The sequence below is a fragment of the Pedobacter chinensis genome (assembly GCF_003339865.1).
Taxonomy (GTDB): Bacteria; Bacteroidota; Bacteroidia; order Sphingobacteriales; family Sphingobacteriaceae; genus Pedobacter; species Pedobacter chinensis.
Map to the genome: position 1 here is coordinate 870,179 of NZ_QPKV01000003.1, position 21,786 is coordinate 891,964.

Genomic DNA, 21,786 nt, shown 5'->3' on the forward strand with positions numbered 1-21,786 from the left:
TTAAGGTTTGGTCATTTCAAACCTCGTGACTTACCGTAAAATTCCTATAATTTTCCAAATTGTGAATTTTGCAATGATTTCTCTAATAGCCGGTCAATTTTTTATTTACATCAATATTTTCTAATGGTAATCCTGTTAAGGTCGGTAAAGAGATTCCTGGAAAAACATAGTGTCTCGGGAGCTCAGATTTGCAAGCCTGCAATTACATTAAAACCCATTTCTAGCTAATAGGGTGGTTTTTATTTCCATAACAGAAAGTTTCCTTACGTATTATAAGAAATCTTTATTCCATTCTTTCAAAAGTTTATACTTTATATTTGCATCAGCTACATATTTCCCTTCGACATACCATACTAAAAGATCTCGAAAAGTCATATCTGAAACTGATCTGGCTGGTTTATAAAAAGTTGGCTTTGAGATTTTTAATTTATTGAATGTTAGCAATTCTATCGTTTTAAGCGGGAGCCAAATTGAAATTACTAATAAATTATAAAGGGCTGCGGCAGAATCGTACAGCTCCGCTTCGGAATAAAAATGTTTGTCATAATTAAAATCTGAATGTTCTAATTGAAATTTTTCTACAAACTTCACTAATAAAAAATAATTGTCATCACCAGATAAGCCCAGGTCTCCAACGATTTTAGTGTTCAATGATGTAACATCGTCTCCAGACTCACTTTCCAGGAAATTTTTAATGGTATGATAGGCGTGTTTTAATTTTGAAAATTCGATGTGTTTTTCGGTTTCCATGGGTTAAAATAATTATCTTTTAATCATTTTAAAATTAAATAAATATTTCAGGTTTTTACGAACTGTATAATTGTTCGAAATTCAGGCTATGGGTTTAGTTAGTATGATCCATGTTGTACATTCGAGGATGCTTACTTAAAGCCTTTTAATTAGGGAAATCATCATATTATCTCCAGAGTTCATTGCCCTATATTTTTTGATGTTATTCGTTGAAATGTATTTGCCTGCTGATATTTAACCCTTTTTAGCCAACCAGATAAGCATTAAACTGGTTGACTAAACTTCAATTAGAATTTTAAGCCTCTTCATTCCACCTTGCTCATGATTATCCTCTCCGTTAATTACAAGCCTAATATTCATTTTTATTAAATCGCTAAAACTTAATGGTAAAATAAAAGGTTGTATCATCACTATAATCTAACAAAACTGACCATGAAAACAAAGGAAACAGGTAGCGATCCAAAGTTTGCTACCAAAACAAGCTCGCAGGAGTCCCCTGCTCTAAATGAACTCTTTAAAGACTCGATTTCAGATTTATATTGGGCTGAGAACCATCTGGTAAAGGCATTGCCAAAAATGATTTCTGCAGCAACGGCGCCCGAGCTTAAAAATGCCATCGAATCGCATCTGGAGGAAACAAAGGGCCATGTTTCCAGACTGGAACAAATCTTCGAACTTTTAGGCGAAAAAGCCATTGCAAAAAAATGCGATGCCATGGAAGGCCTGACTAAAGAAGCAGAAGGCATTGTAGAAGAAACCGAGCCAGGTACAGCAACCAGAGATGTAGGGATTATTCTTGCCTCACAAAAAGTAGAGCATTATGAAATTGCCAGTTATGGCGGACTTTATCAGTTGGCAACTACATTAGGTTTGACTGATATCGCAGATCTTCTGGAGCAAACACTTGCTGAAGAGAAATTGGCAGACGGTAAACTAACTGATATTGCAGAAAATGAAATTAATTATAAAGCAGCCGATGAGGCCTAATAACGAAAGATATGGCTAAGAAAAGTTCTGAAAAAAAAGTAGCGCCAGTTCAGCAGGAAAATGAAAAAGCAGCTAAACTGGAATCATTCGTTGCAGATTCAACCGGTGAATTGATGACCACCAATCACGGTGTGAAAATCAATGATGACCAAAATTCGCTCAAAGCAGGCGAAAGAGGTGCAACATTATTGGAGGATTTTATCCTGCGCGAAAAAATTACCCATTTTGATCATGAAAGAATTCCTGAACGCATTGTACATGCCCGTGGATCGGCAGCACATGGCGTATTTAAGGTATATGAAGATATGTCGGAACTAACCCGTGCGGCATTTTTATGTGATCCGGGCGCTGAAACACCTGTTTTCGTTCGCTTTTCAACGGTAGCAGGTTCACGTGGATCTACCGATCTTGCCCGCGATGTTCGCGGTTTCGCCGTGAAATTCTATACCCAGGAGGGTAATTTCGATTTGGTGGGAAATAACATGCCTGTATTCTTTATTCAGGATGCTGTTAAATTTCCTGACCTCATTCATGCAGTTAAACCAGAGCCTGACAACGAAATGCCGCAGGCCGCTTCAGCACACGATACCTTTTGGGATTTTATTTCTCAAATGCCTGAGTCGGCTCACATGATCATGTGGGCAATGAGCGACCGTGCCCTGCCAAGAAGTTACCGGATGATGGAAGGATTTGGCGTACATACTTTCAGGTTTGTTAATGCCAAAGGAGTGTCCAGTTTTGTGAAGTTTCACTGGAAACCCTTGCTCGGTGTACATGCGGTGGCCTGGGATGAAGCACAGAATATTTCCGGAAAAGATCCCGATTATCACAGAAGAGATCTTTGGGATGCCATTGAAGCGGGCGCTTTTCCTGAATGGGAACTTGGTGTTCAGATTGTTCCGGAAGAAGATGAGTTTAAATTTGAATTCGACCTTCTTGATCCGACCAAATTAATTCCTGAGGAATTGGTTCCGGTACAACGCATAGGTAAAATGACACTGAACAGAAACCCTGATAATTTCTTCGCAGAAACCGAACAGGTAGCTTTTCACGTTGGTCATGTAGTGCCGGGTATCGATTTTACCAACGATCCCTTATTGCAGGGCAGATTGTTTTCTTATACTGATACCCAACTGATTCGTTTGGGCGGTCCAAATTTTCATGAAATTCCAATTAACAGACCCGTTGTTCCGGTTCACAACAATCAGCGTGATGGCCATATGCGTCAAACCATTAACAGAGGTAAAACAAGTTATGGTCCGAATGGTATCGCGGCCAATGACCCTCAACAGGCTAAAGCTGCAGATGGTGGATTTGTAAGCTATAACGAACGGATTGACGCCAGAAAGATCCGAGCCAGAAGCAGAAGTTTCTTCGATCATTTCTCTCAGGCCCGATTATTCTTCAATTCACAAAGTGATCCAGAGAAAAATCACATTATTGATGCGTTAAGCTTTGAGTTGGGAAAGGTAAAAGCAGTTGAAATTCGTGAACGCATGTTGGCGGTTCTGGCACAAATTGATAAAGGCCTGGCTGGAGAAATTGCCTTTGCCCTCGGTCTGCACATTCCAAAAATTCCGCTGGAAGAATTGAATAATAGTATTCCTGCCGATGGAGATCGGGCTGATTATGCTTCGACAAATCCTGAAGGTAGTCTGGCGAAATCGGAAGCATTAAGCATGGCAGGTACCATTAAAGATAATATCAAAACCAGGAAGATTGCCATATTGGCTGCTGATGGCGTAGATGAAAAATCGTTAAGCAAAGTAAAGGATACATTAGTTGCTGAAGGTGCAGTTGTTCATATTATTGCCCCAAAACTGGGAGAGATTACATCTAAAGGAGACAAAAAAATTGTTCCTGATGAAAGTTTCTTAACTGCTGCATCAGTTTTGTATGATGCTGTTTATGTTCCTGGCGGCGGAAATTCAGTAGCAACGCTTGAAGCTGAAGCTAATGCAGTTCATTTCTTAAACGAGGCTTTTAAACACTGTAAAGCAATTGCAGCTGATGATGAAGCCATTCAGGTATTGGAATCTACCTATTTCTTTAAAAAGCTGCCAGCCGATTATGCTAAAGAGACCGTGTTAAGGGAAGGCATTATCGTGTCTGCTGATTTTAATGAACTAGCAAGTACTTTTGTGGAAATGATTGCGCTACACCGTTTCTGGGAAAGAGAAAATCCAAGGAAAATCCCAGCATAATTAGAACAAGTATAACAAAATAATTGTCATTCTGAACGCGAAAGATCTTCGACTACGTTACCATTGACGTTTTTTGTAATTCATTGTAAATCATGATTTAACTGAAGTTTTAAAGAAATAATATCCCGCAGATTTAAGAAAATTACGCAGACTTTGTTTTTATCTGCGTAATCAGCAACATCTGCGGGAAATACCTTAAGAATCTCAACATCATTTATATTGATTTTTATGACCACGAAGTAGCTGCAAAGTAAAATAAATTATCCCTTAGACTGAGAGCGGTTATCTTAACTTAGGATGGTATTGGTTGAGAACCACGCAAGTGCTCATCGAAAATAATCTTAAAGTTTTCGCTCTTGAAAACGCATTAAGATACCAATTAACTGGGAATGATGTATAATTCTAAGGAGGAGTCCAACAGGAACAACGAGAACTTCTGTTCAGTTACGTCCTCATTGTTATAAATTTAATTTTTTGAGTTCGCTAGTTCGTTTTGGGAAGATTAGTATTGGCCAGATATGCTTCCAGCAGGGCTATTCCTTTTTCGTTCCCTTGCAATGCCGCAAAATCCAGTGCATGTTGACCTCTTGCATCTAAAAGGCTTACATCGGCACCGCTTTCCAATAGTAACTTTAGTACATCATTTCTGCCAAACATGGCTGCAAACATCAGTGCCGTTCCACCATTGCCATGCTGTAAATTTAATGCAGCCCCATTTTCAATAAGCAACTTTGCGATGTCAAAATACCCCTTAAAAGCTACACCCATCAGTGCAGTATTTCCACCCTGATCGGCAGCATTTATGTCAGCACCAGCCTCAATCAATATTTTTGCTGCTTCCAACTGGTTATTGTAACAGGCAATAATAAGCGGAGTGTATCCTTTTTCATCCTGATGATTAAGATCGGCATTTCTGCGAATCAATTCTTTTAATACTTCTATTTCCCCTTTTCTGGCGGCGGGAATGATGAGTTCGTTGATGTTTTCCATGTTCATACAACCACGCTTTGATTTAAAAGTTTTCAGCGCAACAATAATTTTTTAACACGATTATCTTAACTGTTTTATCTTCTCGCCCGGGTTAAGCTATAAGCTATGAAATATTCAGATTCGGCCTGCGCCTCAATTTTTGGGTTGTCAACTGTCAATTTTGGTTGAGCAGATTTGAGGTGAAGTATTACACTGTTAGAGAAATCTAAAAGCACTTTTGGATCAACCCGGGTTGATACTGTTGGATAATAATCTCGTTCAATAGCGGTTTTTCCTTCTTCATTTACGAGACTGAACTTCCAGCTTTCTTCCGGCCGAAAACCGTTTTCACTGTTTGAATTGTTAAGATGATATAAGAATACCTTAGCCTGTAAGGCAATATTTTCGTTTTGCATAATATAAAATTTATAGCCGGATGGCTGATTAAGAAATGATCAACTGAAATTAATCTGCCGATCCAAGTTTTTTAATGTGTGAAAGATGTGAAATAAATGCATTGAGCATGGTTTTATGCTCCAAATAAGATATTCCAAACTCTGCGCAGGTTTCTCTAACGTATTTGTTTATTGCAGGGTAATGTATGTGACTGATTGCCGGAAAGAGATGATGTTCCACCTGGAAATTGAGTCCGCCAAGAAACCAGGATGCAAGCTTACTTTTTGTAGCGAAGTTGGAGGTAGAGGAAATCTGGTGGATGGCCCATTCCTTTTCAATCTTGCCATTCTGTACTTGTGGAAAGGACGTTTCTTCAACCACATGAGCCAGTTGAAAAACAATACTGAGGGTAAAACCACATACCACCGCAACAATCATAAACCCTATTATTGCCTTTAAAAATCCAAGCATGATGATGGGCAATAAAAAGTAGATAGATAGATATACTAATTTTGTGATCCAGAAAATAAAATGTTCTCTGAACTTCAGTTTCATAGGCCTGCCATTTTTGCCCATCTTCCGGCTAAAGTATTTCTCGAAATCCTGATAAAGTGTCCACGCGATATAAGAGATCCCGTAAAGCAATACCCAGTAATATTGTTGGAAACGATGGTAAGAGTTTTTAGGCTGTTCAGCGTGCATACGCATAAACTTGATATCGATATCATGATCCATTCCTTCAATATTGGTATAAGTGTGATGATCGATATTGTGTTTCTGTTTCCAGAAATAGATGGTACCTCCCATGATATTAAGCGTATAGGCAGACAATTTGTTTACCCATTTATAACGGGAAAAAGTTCCATGACCGCCCTCATGCATGATATTAAAGCCTATTGCCGCCAGGTTTGCCCCGAAAAGAATACACAAAACCACAGAAACAGACCAATGTGGAACGGCAAAAATGAGGGTAACGTAAATGCAAACTGCAGAAAGAGATAAGATAAGTGCTTTAAGAAAAAGCTTTTCTCCGCCGTTTTTGCTTTTTCCAGAACTGGTAAAATAGTGATTAACCTTTGCCTTTAATGACTTAAAAAAAGGAGTTGATGTTGATTCGAATGATGTTTTTGACATATTTATTGTTTAGCTCCTGCACTGAAGACCAGTCAGGGAATTCCCGTTGCCTGCTAAACAAAAAGAACACGCTTTTTTGAGCGCTTATAAATTTAACGTTTTTTTCTGAATTATGTTGTGTGAACAGCATCGTTTGTTTTTCTGGCAGATTATGTGGTAATTTTTTTATAGGTTGGTGTCTCACCAACCTATAGAGCAAAATGGGTTTGTGTTCACTTGTCTGGCCAGGATCCAAGTAATGCTTTATGCGACACGGACCATAGATCTTAACAAAGAACCAGTTAAAGGCTGAGCTACAAAACCCTTTTAATATATCTTTCTAATCTGCAGCGCATTTAATATTGCAGAACCAATAGCTGGATCAAAGGCTATGCTTATTCCTTTATTATCAGTAACAGAGATCGAAAATTTTGTGCTGTATGCATGAATTGGCTTTAAATAATTCTCATCCGATAGATTTTCAATGATATTAATCCCATTTAGAGAGACGTTAAAACTTCTTGATTTCAACTCGTTCTTTTCAGCTGGATTGCTTTTGGCTAAATCGTATATCAGTTTCTGCTGTTGTTCTTTGGTCAGCAGTTCTGCAAAGTGGAAAGTAACCTCATAAAACCCATCTGGTACATCTGCCTTGAATTCTTGCAGGCCAATTCGCTGTGTTTGATATATGGCATCATAAGGAGTTCCAAGCACATTGCGCCACGAACCATAACGGTCGCTTTTTTCATCGTCTTTAAACACTGAACCTCCGATATAGCCCCAGTTTCCTGAGGAATATTCCTTTTCAGGGACCCACGATTCGCCGGTTACTTCATCCATAAACATTCGTTTATCGCCAAGGCTTACGTTTAAAGTCGTAAACTGATTGGTTTTATTCTTTAAATTATTGGCGATAACATGAAAATTAACATGAGTGTTATCTTCCATGCCATCATCGGCAACCGCCTTCAAATTATTTATTCCATTTAAAAAAGGTACATTAAAAACTGCTTTTCTCTCTACAACCTCTTGTGTACTTATTTTTTGATGATTTAACCACAATGTAACTTCTTTTTGGTTGGAGAAAATAGTAACGGGCTGTGTGGCTACTATATCACTTCCACGATCTGCCTGCTGAGCCCTATAATCCCAACTACTCCCACTAATTTTAACAACATGTTCCTTAGCTAACAGGGCTTTATAAATAAAATAAGAATCTTTCGCTTTTCGGTCTGCTGTTAACAACCCCTTCGTGTTAAGATGTGGATTTGCATCCTGTCTTGCCTCGTTAACAAACTCCACTAAGTTCCATACTATCCCTCCCGCAATAAAAGGGTATTTGGTAATCGTTTTTATATAGGCTTCATGATATTGATTGGCATATTCCTGTGTTTTGTCAAATCGCGAAGGATTAAAATCGTGAAGACGATAATCCGCATCTGCACCAAATTCTGAAATTATTATGGGTTTATCAGGATATTCACGATGATATCGTAAAACGAAGGTTTCAAAATCTTCAAATTTGCCTACGTACCAACCTTGATATAAGTTCCAGCCACTGATCATCGGAATATCAAAGAACCCAACACGCTTGTACAGCTCAAAATCGCCGTGGAATGCAACCATTGTGTATCTGGCAGGGTCTTCTTTCCTACACAAATCCTCTAACTCCTGCGCTAATTTTCTTAAATTTTTCCAGTATTGTTCGCGTTCAGGTGTATTCTCTTTATGAAGTGGCTGTATAAGAACTTCATTCATATAGCTCCAGATGATAACGCTTGGATGGTTAAAGTTTTGACGAATCATTTCTCGTTGCATCTCCAGCATATTTGTGGAATAAGCTTCGTTTTCTGTGATCTGGTTGTTACCAGGGGTTTCTACAGAAACAAGTATTCCCAATCGGTCGCAAGCCTCCATAATGGCTGGGTCCTGGGGATAATGCGAAACCCTCAAAAAGTTGCCGCCCATTTCCTTTAGCTGTTGCACATCGTTGATGTGTAATGCATCGGGCAGTGCAGAGCCAAGTCCTTTATAGTCCTGATGCCTGCTGGCTCCCATAATCTTATAAGGATTTCCATTAAGGAAAAAGCCCTTTTCTGCATCAAAGCTGAACCAGCGAAATCCCAATGGATTGGTCACTTCATCTAACTTCTTTCCAGATTTAATGTCAATTATAGAATTTACAACTCGATAAAGATAGGGGTTTTCAGGTGTCCAAAGTTTTGGATTAGTTACTGATTGTGCAACTGCAGAAAAGCTGCCATCAGCATTAATATCACTTGTGAGATTAGAAATAATACGTCCATCTGCATCATAAATGATGGTCTTAACCTTTAGGTTTTTTTGAAATGAAGATACTTTTCCTTTTACCGAAACAGACGCTTTTTGCGCTGAAACTTGGGGTGTAGTAATAAAAATGCCTGAAGAGGCATAATTATCCATGTCAAAGTGGGCTTTTTCTAACGTGACCAGATAAACATCACGATATATGCCACCATACACGCTAAAATCGCCTCCCAGTGGTGCAATATCTCTATGGTAAGAGTTGTCAACCTTTACAAAAACAGTGTTTTTTCCACGTTTAATTACCTTGGTCATGTTGAAACTGAATGGCGAATAACCTCCGATATGCTTACCAACGCTTTGGCCATTTACAAAAAGTTCGGCTAGTTGACCAGCGCCTTCAAAATATAGATACACATCTTTATTGGCAGCCCCATCGGCTATATAAATATCTTTTTTATAAAACCCGATGCCCCGGTAATAGCCGGGGGTGTCATCCATCACATCCTCACTGTTCCAGGTATGGGATAAATTTATATTTTGCCAGTAACCTAATGAAGCAGTATCCAGATCTTCTCCTTTATGGAATTGCCACGATGTGTTAATGCTTTGCTTTATTCTTTGAGCAAAAGCTGTATGCGATGATATTAATAATGTGAGTACGCATAAAGAAAAGATTTGGAAGGCAAGATTTTTTGGTTTATTCACTTTATATAAAATTTTTATGTTTTTCAATTTCTAGTGGTGTTATTCAATCAAAAATAAAATTATGACTATGCTTAAAAATGGATTAACCCTAAATTAAGATGGATTATATTATCAATTGGAATACTTTCGCAAAGTAAAGGTAATATTATCCATCTTTTTTTGTTGTTTATCCATTTTTACCAATAGAATTAAATGCCAACTTTAATTTTCTAACCAATAATATAAGTTCCGTGTATTGCATTTTGCTTTTACCACAAGCATTGTTATTGTGTAGCCAAATAAACCTTTTATAAATTTAGACCGAACGTATTTTTATGTTTTCTCATTTTACTAAAACGATTAACTCATTGGTTTTATTAATAACCATTAGCCTAAGCGTTTGCGCCCAGGAAATTGTTCCGTTAAATAGTTCTGCTACACAAGTATGGGGTGTTAAGCCTAAAAAAGAAGTAAGTGATATGAGCACTTTCTGGAAACCAGATTTTAAACAACAAGATTGGGTAAAAGCAGTGGTACCTGGAACCGTTTATAGCTCGTATGTTGAGGCTGGATTGGAAAAAGACCCTAATTTTGCCGATCATATCTGGAAAGCGGATCGGGCAAAATTTGATCAGAGCTTTTGGTATGTAACCAGCTTCGAAATGCCAAAGTCTTTCAATAAAGAAAAAATCTGGTTAAATTTTAATGGTGTTAACCGTAAGGCCGATGTTTATTTAAACGGAACGAAGCTGGGTTCGTTAAATGGCTTTATGGAAAGGGGCAAATATGATATTGGGAGCATCGTAAATAGAAACCAAAAAAATATTTTAGCTGTTTTGGTAGATATTCCTCAAAAGCCCATGGCAAATTCTGCCAGTCCAACCTATGTATCCAGTGCGGGCTGGGATTGGATGCCTTATGTTCCTGGATTAAACTCGGGAATTACCGATAAGGTATTTCTGTCCAATTCAGGTAGCTTAACTATTCAGGATCCCTGGGTTCGTACCAAATTGCCCACCAATGCCAGGGCCGATTTGAGTATTGCGTTAGCGATAAAAAATACAGAAAATGAAGAACAAACGGCTTATTTAAATGGACTGATCATGCCTGGCAACATCAGATTTGTTAAAAAAATAAAGGTAGATGCCAATGACGAAACTTCTTTTTTACTCGATAAAAGAGAGTTTGAGCAGCTTGCAATCAATAATCCAAAACTTTGGTGGCCAAATGGATATGGAGCACCTAATCTTTATACTTGTGAGCTGAATGTGGTGGTAAACGATCAGGTTTCGGATACGCAGACCATTAAATTTGGGATTAAATCATATACTTATGATACCATCGGACAAGTTTTTCATCTCTATATCAATGGGAAAAGAATTTTTGTTAAAGGTGGAAACTGGGCCATGTCTGAATATATGCTGCGTTGCCGCGGAGAGGAATACGATACCAAGGTCAAATTGCATAAGGAGATGAATTTTAATATGATCCGTAATTGGATTGGATCAACCACTGATGAAGAATTTTATGAGGCTTGCGATAAATATGGCATCATGATCTGGGACGATTTTTGGTTAAATTCAAATCCTGTTCTTCCGCGGGATGTCAATAATTTCAATGGCAACGTAATCGAGAAAATCAAACGGTTTAGAAACCATCCCTCTATTGCAGTTTGGTGTGGCGATAACGAAGGCTGGCCCGAAGCACCTTTAAATAATTGGCTAAAAGAAAATATTGCCACCTTTGATGGCAACGACAGGTATTACCAGGCCAACTCTCATGCCGATAATTTATCGGGAAGCGGGCCGTGGATGAATAAAGATCCGCGATACTATTTTACGCAATATCCTACTGGTTTAGGGGGTAATGATGGTTGGGGCTTTAGAACCGAGCTGGGCACTGCTGTATTTACCAACATAGAGAGCTTTAAGAAAATGATCCCTAAAGAAAACTGGTGGCCAAGAAACGACATGTGGGATAAACATTTTTTTGGTACCTGGGCTTTTAACGCAGGGGCCGATCATTATGAACAAAGCATTAACAGCAGATATGGCAAAGCCACAGGGATTGAAGATTTTTGTAAAAAAGCGCAATTGCTGAATATAGAAACCAATAAAGCCATGTATGAAGGCTGGTTAGATCATATCTGGGAAGATTCCTCGGGGATTATGACCTGGACAAGCAATGCCTCAAACCCAACTTTTGTTTGGCAAACCTACGATTATTATTATGACTTAAACGGAGCCTTTTGGGGCGTAAAGAAAGCTTGTGAACCTGTTCATGTTCAGTGGAATCCTGTAAATAATGAAATTAAGATTGTCAATACCTCTTCAAATGATGTAAATGAGCTAACAGCCGAAGCCAGTATTTTTAATATGGATGGCAAACAGGTTTCAAAATACAATCAAGTAGCAAAAGTAAATTCGTTGTCAAACGCTGCAGTTACTGCTTTTAAGCTTCCATTTCAGGGAGATAAGGTAAATTTGGCTTTGAATAAACCTTGTGTAGCATCTTCCAGCTCATACAGTGATGTGGCCATGGTTAACGATGGAAAAGATGATACCAGATGGGCGAGCAATTCTACTGATAATGAATGGATTTATGTTGATTTGGATAAGAAAGAGATCATTAGTGGGGTTAAGCTAAACTGGGAACAGGCCTATGCTAAGGTTTTTAAAATCCAGTTATCAAACGATGCCAAAAACTGGAATGATGCAGTGGCACAGGTTAACGGAAAAGAAGGGATACAAGAAATTATCTTTTCAGAAGAGAAAGAAGCACGTTATGTGCGAATATTAGGTATAGAGAGAGGTTCGTATTGGGGTTACTCTTTGTGGAATTTCGAAGTGTTTGCCGGTGGTGTTCCAAATCCTGATTTATCAAGTGTGCACTTTTTAAAACTTAAGCTTAGCGATATGAAGGGGCAATTAATATCAGATAATTTATATTGGAGAGGAAATAATAAAAAAGATTTTACGGCACTAAATCAATTGCCTAAAGCCAAACTGGAAACCAGATATACAGAGAAAACAGTAGGTGGTAAGCATTTCATTGAGGCAAAAGTTACCAATCCAAAATCAGCAAAAACAATTGCCTTTGCCGTAAGGGTGCAGCCACTTAAAGCAAGTAATGGCGAACAAATATTGCCTCATATTATTGACGATAGTTATTTTACGCTCATGCCAGGCGAAAGCAAGAACATTAAAATAGAATTTAAATCAGATTTGATAAAAAACGATTCAGTAAAACTATCTGTGGTACCTTATAATAATTAAAAAACTATCGTTTATGCAATTTTTTATAGCGTGATGGAGAGGTACCGGTAATCAGCTTAAACAAACGTGAAAAATAATATTGATCTACAAAGCCCAGTTCAGCGCAAATTTCTTTAATGCTCATATCGCTAAAATAAAGGTATTGGCAAGATTCCTGAATTTTAAGCTGATTGAAATAATTAATGGGTGAACTGCCGGTTTTTTGTTTAAAAGACCTGAGGTAATGAGAAACCGACAGGTTTTGCTGCATCGCTAAATCTTCAATGGAAAATCTTGTCCTCAGGTTTTTCTTCATATAAAGAATAGATTTGCTGATGGAGTCTGTATTGTAAACATCTGGATTTACTTCTTTGTAATAGATAAATGAAGATATAAAATTCAAAAGTTTGATATTAATAATCTCCATATCCCTTTCATCAACACTTTGCTCTAATAATGTATAAATTAGATTAAACTGTTTGATGCGGCTTTCTACAAATGGAATCTCCTGCACATGGGTTGAATTACCTTCAATAAAGCGATTATAGATGCTCTCTGCAATGTCACCACTAAAATGTACCCAAAAAATACTCCAGGGAGAGATTTCGTGACTTTGATAACGGTGGCTTGCATTTTTTGGAATGATATAATAAGAATTTGGACTTAACAGTAATTTTTCGCCAAAAATATTAATATAACCAAACCCTTCGGTACAGTATAAAAGAATATATTCTCTGCTGCCAGATTTTCTTTCGATATCATGATTCGCTGCTTTTGGATAATGACCTATTGCTGTTAAATAAAAATTTTTAACGATAGTGTTGTTTATGATCTTTTTCCGAATATTAGGCGGGAGTACAATTCTTTTCTGACCGATAAAGCCTTCCTTGATTTTTTTTCTAGGCTCAATGATTTTATGCTCCATTAAAATTTTTAGAAATATGGTTATAGAATATTTTGTTGATGATGAACTAAAAACATCATGTATGATTTATGGCTTAGCGGTAAACAATATAAGTATTTCTGATTTAAAACACTAATGCCTTTATATAAAATATGATAAACTTTTTCATTCGGCATGAATTTGAGCGTAATGATAATATTGTCCATCTTTTTTTTGGGTTTATCCATTTTAAAAGGCGCTTTTCTATCCTAAGTTTACTAAACCAAATATAAAACGTTATGATTGTCATCCCCACAGATCCGTAGTTAGCTGATTGCTTTGGTGCAGTTGATATATCAACCCAGCAAAAATTAATACTATAAGTAAAGCTTAAGTTACTTATACAACCAGCAATATTTACATTCACTAACCAAATCATTTATGAAGTCATTTTTTACTAATCATTCTGGAATTAGGTGGCTCTGCAAAAAACATATTTTGCTTAATGTGTTCAAATGCATTCCATTTTTGTTCCTTATTTTAATTGGTTCACAAGTAAACGCTCAGACCAAAGCAACCATTACGGGAACTGTTCGAGATACGGCTGGGCTGGCTTTACCGGGAGTAAGTATAACCATAGAAAATGCTAAAGGAGGTACACAAACAGATAACAATGGAAAATTTGTTGTCGATGTGGTTAAAGGTAACATCCTTCGGATATCATTAGTAGGCTATCTTGAAAACAGAATTACCGTAACAGATAATACGGTATATAACATTGTTTTGAAAGAATCAGTAGTAATGGCTGATGAAATTGTGATTACTGCTATGGGGCAAAAGCAACGGAAAGAAGCTGTAGTGGGTTCTGTAACTACAATTAAACCGGGCGATTTAAAGATACCAGCCAGTAATTTAACTGCTGCACTTGCGGGTCAGGCTGCAGGTATTATTTCATATCAACGTAGTGGTCAGCCCGGACAAGATAATGCCTCCTTCTTTATAAGGGGCGTAACCACATTCGGCTATAAACAAGATCCTTTGATTCTAATTGATAATGTTGAATTAACCCCTAATGATCTTGCTCGTTTACAACCCGATGATATCGCAAGTTTCTCTATACTGAAAGACGCCAGTGCAACAGCACTTTATGGCGCTCGTGGTGCCAATGGCGTAATTTTGGTAAGCACTAAAGAAGGTAAGGAAGGTAAAGCTAAAATTAACTTTCGTTCAGAGTATTCGCTATCACAATCTACCCAAACCCTTGAGCTGGTAGATCCTATCGAATATATGACACTTTTTAACGAAGCCTCATTAACGCGTAATGCCGCTTTGCCTTTGCCTTTTACGCAATCGAAAATAGATAATACACGAGCCACAATGGCTGGTGCGCCTGGTAGTAATCCTTATGTATATCCGGCAGTGAACTGGATGGATATGTTATTTAAAGACAGGGCCAGTACACAACGTAATAATTTAAGCATTAGCGGTGGCGGAGGTGTAGCCAAATACTATATTTCAGGTTCATATAATATTGATAACGGAGTTTTGAAAACAGATATCCGTAATAACAATGATAACAATGTTAATTTTAAAAATTATCAGTTGCGTTCAAACATCAATGTTAACCTAACCAAAACGACTGAGCTTATCGTTAGGCTTTCAGGTACTTTCAGTGATTATAACGGCCCTATTACACTTGATGGTTCTTTTGCTTCTGATTTGTATGCAGTGGCCTCCCACGCCAGTCCGGTTTTGTTCCCAGCCTATTATCCCGCTGATGAGGCAAATGCCGGTGCCAATCATATTTTATTTGGAAATGTAGGTGGTCCGGATGGAACAAGAAATAACAGCATTCTGTATCCCAACGGCAATCCCTATGCACAACTTTTAAAAGGACATAAAAATTCGTCAGAATCGCGCATGTCGGCACAGTTGGAACTTAATCAGGATTTTAATTTCATAACAGAAGGTCTTAAACTAAGAGCAATATTTAATACCAACAGATATTCTTATTTTGATTCTCAACTTTCTTATTCTCCGTATTTTTATAGTGCAGACAGCTACAATAAGCAAGCGAATACTTACTCCTTAACCTGGCTTAATCCAAGAAACAATGTAGACAATAATGTTCCGACAGAATACCTGGTGTATAGTAAAAATGAACCTAATGCCAATTCCTTTTTTTACTTTCAGGGGGCTTTGGATTATAATAGAAAATTCGGAAACCATACGGTTAGCTCTACCATGATCGGAACAGCACAGCAAACTTTATATTCTAGTGCAAAAGATCCGCGAACAAATACAACCACACTACCTTATTCACTGCCTTTCCGTAATTTAGGTTTAGCAGGGAGGGCTACCTATTCATTTAAAGATCGGTACTTTGTAGAATTTAATTTTGGATATAATGGTTCTGAACGTTTTTCAGAAGCCAACAGGTTTGGTTTCTTCCCAACTATAGGCGCTGCCTGGGTGCCTTCAAATGAGAGTTTCTGGAAGGAAAACGACATTGTTAATCGTTTAAAAATACGTTTTAGCCATGGTTTAGTGGGTAATGATGCCATTGGTTCTCAACGATTCTTCTACCTTTCAGACGTTAACCTGAATGGGGGCAACTTTGCTCAGTTTGGTATCAATAACCAAAATCAACTCAATGGTGTATCCATCAGAAGTTATGCAAACGCTAACATTACATGGGAAACTTCAAGACAGACCAATTTAGCAACAGAAATTACCTTGCTAAAGAACTTTAATATCATTGCCGAACTTTATAAAAACCACAGATACGATGTTTTACGTTCGCGTAATATTCCCTCTACCGAAGGTTTTGAAGCTGATGTTTTGACCAATCTCGGAGTAGTAGATTCAAAAGGAATGGATTTATCAGTTGATTATAAACAAAACTTCAGTAATGGTTTGTGGGGTGCAATTCGTGGAAATTTCACTTATTCTACTAATAAATATACCTATATAGAAGAACCTAACTATCCTGAAACATGGAGGCATTTTATCGGACAGCCTATTAGCAGGGGGTACGGATTTATTGCCGAACGTTTGTTTGTTGATGACGCTGAGGTGAGCAATTCTCCTACACAAGCTTTTAATACAAGTGATGCTTATGGCAATAGAATAACAGGAGCAGTTCCAAGAGGGGGTGATATAAAATATAGAGACTTAAACGGAGATGGAAGAATTGACGATTTGGATATGGCTTTTTTAGGTTATCCGTCTACACCTGAAATTGTATACGGCTTTGGTTTCTCAACAGGATTTAAAGGATTCGATCTTTCCGCATTCTTTCAAGGGCAGGCCAGGGTATCATTCTTTATCGATCCTCGAAAAACGAGCCCTTTTCTTGAACGTAATGTGGCGTATGTTGAAGGTAGAGCGCAGGTATTAAAATCTTTTGCAGATAGTCATTGGTCAGAAGAGGATCAGAATCTATATGCAATCTACCCAAGATTAGGAACAAGTTCAGCTGTAGTTGCGAATAATCTGCAGCCTAGTACCTGGTGGCTCAGAGATGGAAGTTTTATCAGGTTAAAATCGGTAGAAATTGGTTACACCCTTCCCAATAGCATATTAAAATCTTTAAGGCTTTCAAATTGTCGCATTTACCTTAACGGCCTGAATTTGGTTACCTGGAGTCCTTTTAAAATGTGGGATCCGGAGTTGGGCGGTAATGGATTTTCTTATCCGATCCAGAAAGTATTCAATTTTGGCTTAAATGTGAATTTATAATTATAACAGAAAAATAAAAGATATGAAATTCTATTATAAACTGACCTGCTTAGTTGCGCTTTGCATCACCAGCCTGTCCTGTAAAAAATATCTTGATGTTGTTCCTAACAATGTGGGTACGCTCGATTATGCCTTTTCGAATAGAAATGAAGCAGAAAATTACCTTTTCGGATGTTATAATACCTTTCAAACGTTAAATCGTGAGGTTGTGAATAATGTTGGCTTTGTTACTTCATCTGAAATTATCTACCCGAATTTAGATGACAATCCATTTAATAGAATTACAGGCGCTGGCTTTAAACTGATCAGGGGTGGTGTACAAAATGTATCAGACCCGGTTATTGATTATTGGAACGGTGCAAATGGAGGACAGGCAATTTACATTGCACTGAGAAGGTGCAATATTATGCTCGAAAACATCGATAAACCTTTCGATTTAAAAGAACCGGAAAAGAAAAGGTGGATCGCCGAGATAAAATTTTTAAAAGCCTATTATCATTATTATTTAATCAGATTGTATGGGCCAATTGTACTAATTAAAGTAAATCGTGCTATCGATGGCCCAATTGAAGAAACCAAAGTTAAAAGATCAACCATTGATGAATCTTTTGCTTACGTAACTCAATTGCTTAATGAGGCCATACCAGACTTACCGCCTGTAATCGAAAATCAACTTTTAGAATATGGCCGTACCACCAAATCAATGGGAATGGCTCTAAAAGCAGAGGTTTTAACAACTGCTGCAAGTCCGTTGTTTAATGGCAATCCTGATTATGCAGGTTTTAGAGATAAAGATGGTAGAAATCTTTTTTCAACATCAATTGATCCACAAAAATGGAGCATGGCCGCTACAGCCTGTAAAGAGGCAATTGCAGAATTTGAATCTCGTGGTGGTGTTTTGTACGATCGGGTTCCAACAAATAAAGTTGAAAATGTTTCCGATGAATTAAAACGGGTATTGAAACTTCAATCAGTTGTTACAGAAAAACGAGATCAAAATCCGGAATTGATATGGTCTTCTCAATTCAGTTTTGATTATCAGGGTTATGTGTTTCCAAAGTTAAGTACCGATGCGGTTTCTTTTGGTAATGAACATCCCTCAAACTGGTCGGTACCCATTTCTACCACCGAATTATTTTACACTAAAAATGGTGTGCCTATTAATGAAGATAACAGCAATGTATTTGATTTTGCAAACAGGAACACACCACAATTTGGCGATAATGACAATAAATCATATATCAAAATGGGGTATGAAACTGCCAAAGCAAACTTTAACCGAGAGCCAAGGTTTTATGCCGCGCTTGGTTTTGATGGCGGGATCTGGTTTGGCAACGATAGGAGGAATGAAAGCGATGCATTTTATGTACAAGCCAGAGGCCCTTTTGCTATCGCTGGGCCAAAAAGCCAGTTTGCAACCAATATTACCGGATATTGGCCTAAAAAACTAGCGAATTATTTATCGATAATGAATAACGGAGTAGAGTTTGAAAGCTATTATCTTCCTGTTATGCGTTTAGCTGGTTTGTATTTACTTTATGCTGAAGCGTTAAATGAAGAAGGAACAGCATCTCAACAGGATATTTTGTTATGGGTAGATAAAGTGCGTACAAGGGCTGGTTTGCCGGGCGTAGTAAATGCATGGCAGAACTATTCCAGAAATCCAGCCAAGCCCAATACCAAAGAAGGCAGGCGTGAAATTATTCATCAGGAAAGAAGAATAGAACTGTGCTTTGAAGGTCAAAGCGGATGGGATCTACGTCGTTGGAAAGAGATACAAGGGGTATTAAGCAGGCCACTACAAGGTTGGAATGTAAATGAAAGTGCTGCGGTAAATTATTATCGGCCAAGAACGATTGCAGTACCATTTTTTGGGTTAAAAGATTATTTATGGCCTATCCGAAATTCTGAAATTGTTATCAATGAAAACCTGGTTCAGAACCCATTCTGGTAATAGCGTATGTTTTGCAGATTAATATTCAAATATATAATTATGAAAAAAATTACTTACAGAAAAAGCTTTGTCTTTTTGATGTTAGCTATAGTTCTGGTTGCGACATTTTTTGCTTCATGTAAAAAAGCAGAAAACAATCAGGAAGCCATATCCAATGATATGACAAAACCAGGCACAGTAAGCAATGTTAAGGTAGAGAACATTAACGGAGCTGCTAAGATTACTTATGCTTTGCCCAATTCAAAAAACCTTTTATATGTTTTGGCCCGTTATGCCATAAATGATAACCGTGTAAGGGAAACCAAAGCAAGTTATTATACCGACACTGTATTGGTAGATGGTTTTGCCAGAGAGAAAGAATACGAAGTTACTTTGTATGCCGTTAGCAGAGCCAATGTAATGTCAGATCCTGTTGTGGTTAAAGTTCATCCTAAAACACCGAATTACGTACTAATCAACTCGAATTTAGATATCACAGCAGATTTTGGAGGAGCCAATTTTTTTGGCCTGAACACCAACAAATCATCGCTTTCATTGCATTTATTGGTATATAATGAAACCACAAGAAGCTATGACGAACAAGAACCCGAATATGTGAGCACTGATACGATAGATGTCTCGATTAGAAATTTAACGCCAACGCCTCATAAGGTTGGTGTATTTACAAAAGACAGGTTTGGCAATGTTTCGGATACTGTATTTAAAACAATTACCCCCTTATTTGAAACGATGCTGGATAAAAGTAAATTTTTTACCTATCGTTTACCAAGCGATGCTCCGATAGGCTACGGTTGGGAATTCCGTTATTTCTTCGATGGTAACCTGGGCGATCCCGGATGGCATACATTAAGTGCACCTAAAACCATAGGTACATTTGGCTTGGGAGTATCGGCTAAAATAAGCCGGTTTGTGATTTGGCAAAGACCTTCAGATTTTTATGGTTATCAAAATACCCGCAAATTTACTATATGGGGCTCAACTAAAGATGCACCAACAGACACAACCTTGCCAGGCAATTCAGCAGAAGGTACGGTAGCTGGCGATTGGATTAATTTAGGCAATTTTGTTTTCCCAAATCCACCATCCGGATTATTGCCAAGCCAGGCCAATGCAGCTGATAAAGAATTTGTGGCTAAGGGTGTTAATTTCAGAATGCCCAGATCAGCCCCGGCCGTTAAATATATCAGATATGAGTGTACACAAACATGGGGAGGTCTGGATTATGTAAATGCAATGGAAATAAGTTTGTATGGTAGTCCTTTATAAGGATAAGTTTCAATTTAAAAAATAGATTATGAAAATTATATTTAATATCACTTTCATCTGTTTTATATCCATTGTTTTCTTTGGTTGTAAAAAATACGATGATGATTATAAGGCTTATCTGGATAATAAGGAGATAAAATATTCGGGAAAGATTGCAAAAGCTGGGTATAATACGGGTAACCTGCGTGCCGAACTGTTCTGGAATCCTAGTCCAGACCCCAGTATTACTAAATATGTAATTACCTGGAACAATGGAGCCAGTAAACTGGAACTTGCGGCCACCAGCCACAATCCCAGCGACGTGGTTAAAGTTATTATACCTGATCTTGATGAATATGTATATTCTTTTTCAGTAGTGTCGTATGATAATGAGGGAAATAAATCTATTGCAACTGAGATTAATAATGTAAGGGTGTTTGGGGCGGCTTATGTAGCAACATTGCTTAACAGAGCTGTAAATACAGGTGATCCGTATAAATTCCTGCCTGATGGTACGTTACAGCTAAACTTTAATAAAAGAGATACCATGAATGTTGCTACCACTATACGTTACACGAATGTGTTGGGTGCAGTTGAAGAAAGACAATTATTGGCAGAAGAAAATTCCATCGTCATCCCGAATTATAAAACGGGTACAACGATACAATACCGGTCTTCTTATATTCCAGAAATTGGATCAATTGATGCATTTAATGTAGCACAGTTTTCAGATTTTCCAACCATAATAAAAATTACCGAATGTGATAAATCTCTTTTTAAAGAGTTAAATCTCCCAACAGATGTTGGAGCTGAATATGGCTGGGTGTTACCTCATTTATGGGATAATATCACTGGTCAAGATCAGGGTTTTCATACTGGTGGGTCTGGTATGCCGCAATCGTTCAGCTTTGATATAGGAGAGGAGGTACAGCTGGATAATTTTAGACTTTGGCAACGTGAAAATGCATTGTATGATGTCGGTAATCTTAAAGTGTTTGAAGTTTGGGGCAGTAATAACCCTAACCCGAATGGAAGCTGGGACAGCTGGACAAAACTGCAAACCTTTACTTCTTTTAAACCATCTGGCTTGCCTCGCGGACAAAATAGTGATGCAGATAAAACATTTGCCCAGGCTGGCGAAAAATTTACTTTCCCTGCAAACATTTCAAAGTTTAGATACCTGCGTTTTAAGGTGCTCGAAACCTGGGGCGGAGCAAATTATCTTCATTTAACTGAAGTAACATTTTATAAACGAAACTAATTCATCTTTGTACGCTGCCTTTACATCATCAAAAAGGTGGCGTATTTAAATTTCCGATC

At 37.8% G+C, this 21,786-nt stretch carries 14 protein-coding genes; 7 read left to right on the plus strand and 7 right to left on the minus strand.

All coding sequences use genetic code 11. From position 1 onward, the window contains the following. Window positions 1–270 precede the first annotated feature (270 nt). Window positions 271–750, minus strand: coding sequence for a DUF1493 family protein (locus tag DU508_RS09160; protein WP_115402496.1), 480 nt, complete (start codon window positions 748–750; stop codon window positions 271–273). Between the two features lie 432 nt (window positions 751–1,182). Here DU508_RS09160 and DU508_RS09165 point away from each other — a divergent pair, with 432 nt between their 5' ends. Together DU508_RS09165 and DU508_RS09170 are read left to right on the plus strand one after the other, a co-directional pair. Next, complete coding sequence (locus DU508_RS09165; protein WP_115402497.1) at window positions 1,183–1,737, plus strand: YciE/YciF ferroxidase family protein; 555 nt, start codon at window positions 1,183–1,185, stop codon at window positions 1,735–1,737. Between the two features lie 11 nt (window positions 1,738–1,748). Further along, the gene (locus DU508_RS09170; RefSeq protein ID WP_115402498.1) at window positions 1,749–3,941 is read left to right on the plus strand and encodes a catalase; all 2,193 of its coding nucleotides are present in this window, start codon (window positions 1,749–1,751) and stop codon (window positions 3,939–3,941) included. A gap of 483 nt (window positions 3,942–4,424) precedes the next feature. Here the strand turns inward: DU508_RS09170 and DU508_RS09175 are convergent, their stop codons facing one another. The 4 genes from DU508_RS09175 to DU508_RS09190 all read right to left on the minus strand — a co-directional run bounded on the left by DU508_RS09175 (window position 4,425) and on the right by DU508_RS09190 (window position 9,410). Further along, entirely contained in the window at window positions 4,425–4,931 is a 507-nt protein-coding gene (locus tag DU508_RS09175; protein ID WP_115402741.1) for an ankyrin repeat domain-containing protein, read from the minus strand. A gap of 74 nt (window positions 4,932–5,005) precedes the next feature. Next, window positions 5,006–5,326, minus strand: coding sequence for a hypothetical protein (locus DU508_RS09180; protein ID WP_115402499.1), 321 nt, complete (start codon window positions 5,324–5,326; stop codon window positions 5,006–5,008). A gap of 49 nt (window positions 5,327–5,375) precedes the next feature. Further along, window positions 5,376–6,440, minus strand: coding sequence for a fatty acid desaturase family protein (locus DU508_RS09185; RefSeq protein WP_115402500.1), 1,065 nt, complete (start codon window positions 6,438–6,440; stop codon window positions 5,376–5,378). Between the two features lie 306 nt (window positions 6,441–6,746). Next, complete coding sequence (locus DU508_RS09190; protein WP_158542144.1) at window positions 6,747–9,410, minus strand: glycoside hydrolase family 2 TIM barrel-domain containing protein; 2,664 nt, start codon at window positions 9,408–9,410, stop codon at window positions 6,747–6,749. A gap of 347 nt (window positions 9,411–9,757) precedes the next feature. Between DU508_RS09190 and DU508_RS09195 the strand changes: the two genes are divergently transcribed. After that, window positions 9,758–12,664 carry a discoidin domain-containing protein gene (locus DU508_RS09195; RefSeq protein ID WP_199562677.1) on the plus strand — a complete coding sequence of 969 codons (2,907 nt, stop codon included), beginning with the start codon at window positions 9,758–9,760 and terminating at the stop codon, window positions 12,662–12,664. Between the two features lie 4 nt (window positions 12,665–12,668). On the opposite strand, the gene DU508_RS09200 is transcribed toward DU508_RS09195, so the two are convergent. Both DU508_RS09200 and DU508_RS09205 read right to left on the minus strand, forming a co-directional pair. Then, window positions 12,669–13,568: an AraC family transcriptional regulator gene (locus tag DU508_RS09200; RefSeq protein ID WP_115402503.1), complete on the minus strand. Its 900-nt coding sequence runs from the start codon at window positions 13,566–13,568 to the stop codon at window positions 12,669–12,671. Window positions 13,569–13,588: 20 nt separating this feature from the next. Continuing rightward, window positions 13,589–13,774 (minus strand): hypothetical protein, encoded by a 186-nt coding sequence (locus DU508_RS09205; RefSeq protein ID WP_115402504.1) that lies wholly within the window; start codon window positions 13,772–13,774, stop codon window positions 13,589–13,591. 193 nt (window positions 13,775–13,967) lie between these two features. Between DU508_RS09205 and DU508_RS09210 the strand changes: the two genes are divergently transcribed. Genes DU508_RS09210 through DU508_RS09225 form a run of 4 tightly spaced genes read left to right on the plus strand, consistent with a single transcriptional unit; the run spans window position 13,968 to window position 21,727 of the window. After that, entirely contained in the window at window positions 13,968–17,267 is a 3,300-nt protein-coding gene (locus tag DU508_RS09210) for a SusC/RagA family TonB-linked outer membrane protein (RefSeq protein ID WP_115402505.1), read from the plus strand. Between the two features lie 22 nt (window positions 17,268–17,289). Next, complete coding sequence (locus tag DU508_RS09215) at window positions 17,290–19,221, plus strand: RagB/SusD family nutrient uptake outer membrane protein (RefSeq protein WP_115402506.1); 1,932 nt, start codon at window positions 17,290–17,292, stop codon at window positions 19,219–19,221. A gap of 39 nt (window positions 19,222–19,260) precedes the next feature. Further along, on the plus strand, window positions 19,261–20,487 hold the full coding sequence (locus tag DU508_RS09220) for a DUF4959 domain-containing protein (protein WP_115402507.1): 1,227 nt from the start codon (window positions 19,261–19,263) through the stop codon (window positions 20,485–20,487). 28 nt (window positions 20,488–20,515) lie between these two features. Next, window positions 20,516–21,727 (plus strand): DUF4998 domain-containing protein, encoded by a 1,212-nt coding sequence (locus DU508_RS09225; protein WP_115402508.1) that lies wholly within the window; start codon window positions 20,516–20,518, stop codon window positions 21,725–21,727. The last annotated feature ends 59 nt before the right edge of the window (window positions 21,728–21,786 follow it).

Bases quoted from the DNA above. Each gene is read 5' to 3' on its own strand.
- DU508_RS09165 (WP_115402497.1), top strand. From the start codon at position 1,183: ATGAAAACAAAGGAAACAGGTAGCGATCCAAAGTTTGCTACCAAAACA.
- DU508_RS09215 (WP_115402506.1), top strand. From the start codon at position 17,290: ATGAAATTCTATTATAAACTGACCTGCTTAGTTGCGCTTTGCATCACC.
- DU508_RS09160 (WP_115402496.1), bottom strand. From the start codon at position 750: ATGGAAACCGAAAAACACATCGAATTTTCAAAATTAAAACACGCCTAT.
- DU508_RS09170 (WP_115402498.1), top strand. From the start codon at position 1,749: ATGGCTAAGAAAAGTTCTGAAAAAAAAGTAGCGCCAGTTCAGCAGGAA.
- DU508_RS09220 (WP_115402507.1), top strand. From the start codon at position 19,261: ATGAAAAAAATTACTTACAGAAAAAGCTTTGTCTTTTTGATGTTAGCT.
- DU508_RS09180 (WP_115402499.1), bottom strand. From the start codon at position 5,326: ATGCAAAACGAAAATATTGCCTTACAGGCTAAGGTATTCTTATATCAT.
- DU508_RS09175 (WP_115402741.1), bottom strand. From the start codon at position 4,931: ATGGAAAACATCAACGAACTCATCATTCCCGCCGCCAGAAAAGGGGAA.
- DU508_RS09205 (WP_115402504.1), bottom strand. From the start codon at position 13,774: ATGGATAAACCCAAAAAAAAGATGGACAATATTATCATTACGCTCAAA.
- DU508_RS09225 (WP_115402508.1), top strand. From the start codon at position 20,516: ATGAAAATTATATTTAATATCACTTTCATCTGTTTTATATCCATTGTT.
- DU508_RS09200 (WP_115402503.1), bottom strand. From the start codon at position 13,568: ATGGAGCATAAAATCATTGAGCCTAGAAAAAAAATCAAGGAAGGCTTT.
- DU508_RS09210 (WP_115402505.1), top strand. From the start codon at position 13,968: ATGAAGTCATTTTTTACTAATCATTCTGGAATTAGGTGGCTCTGCAAA.
- DU508_RS09185 (WP_115402500.1), bottom strand. From the start codon at position 6,440: ATGTCAAAAACATCATTCGAATCAACATCAACTCCTTTTTTTAAGTCA.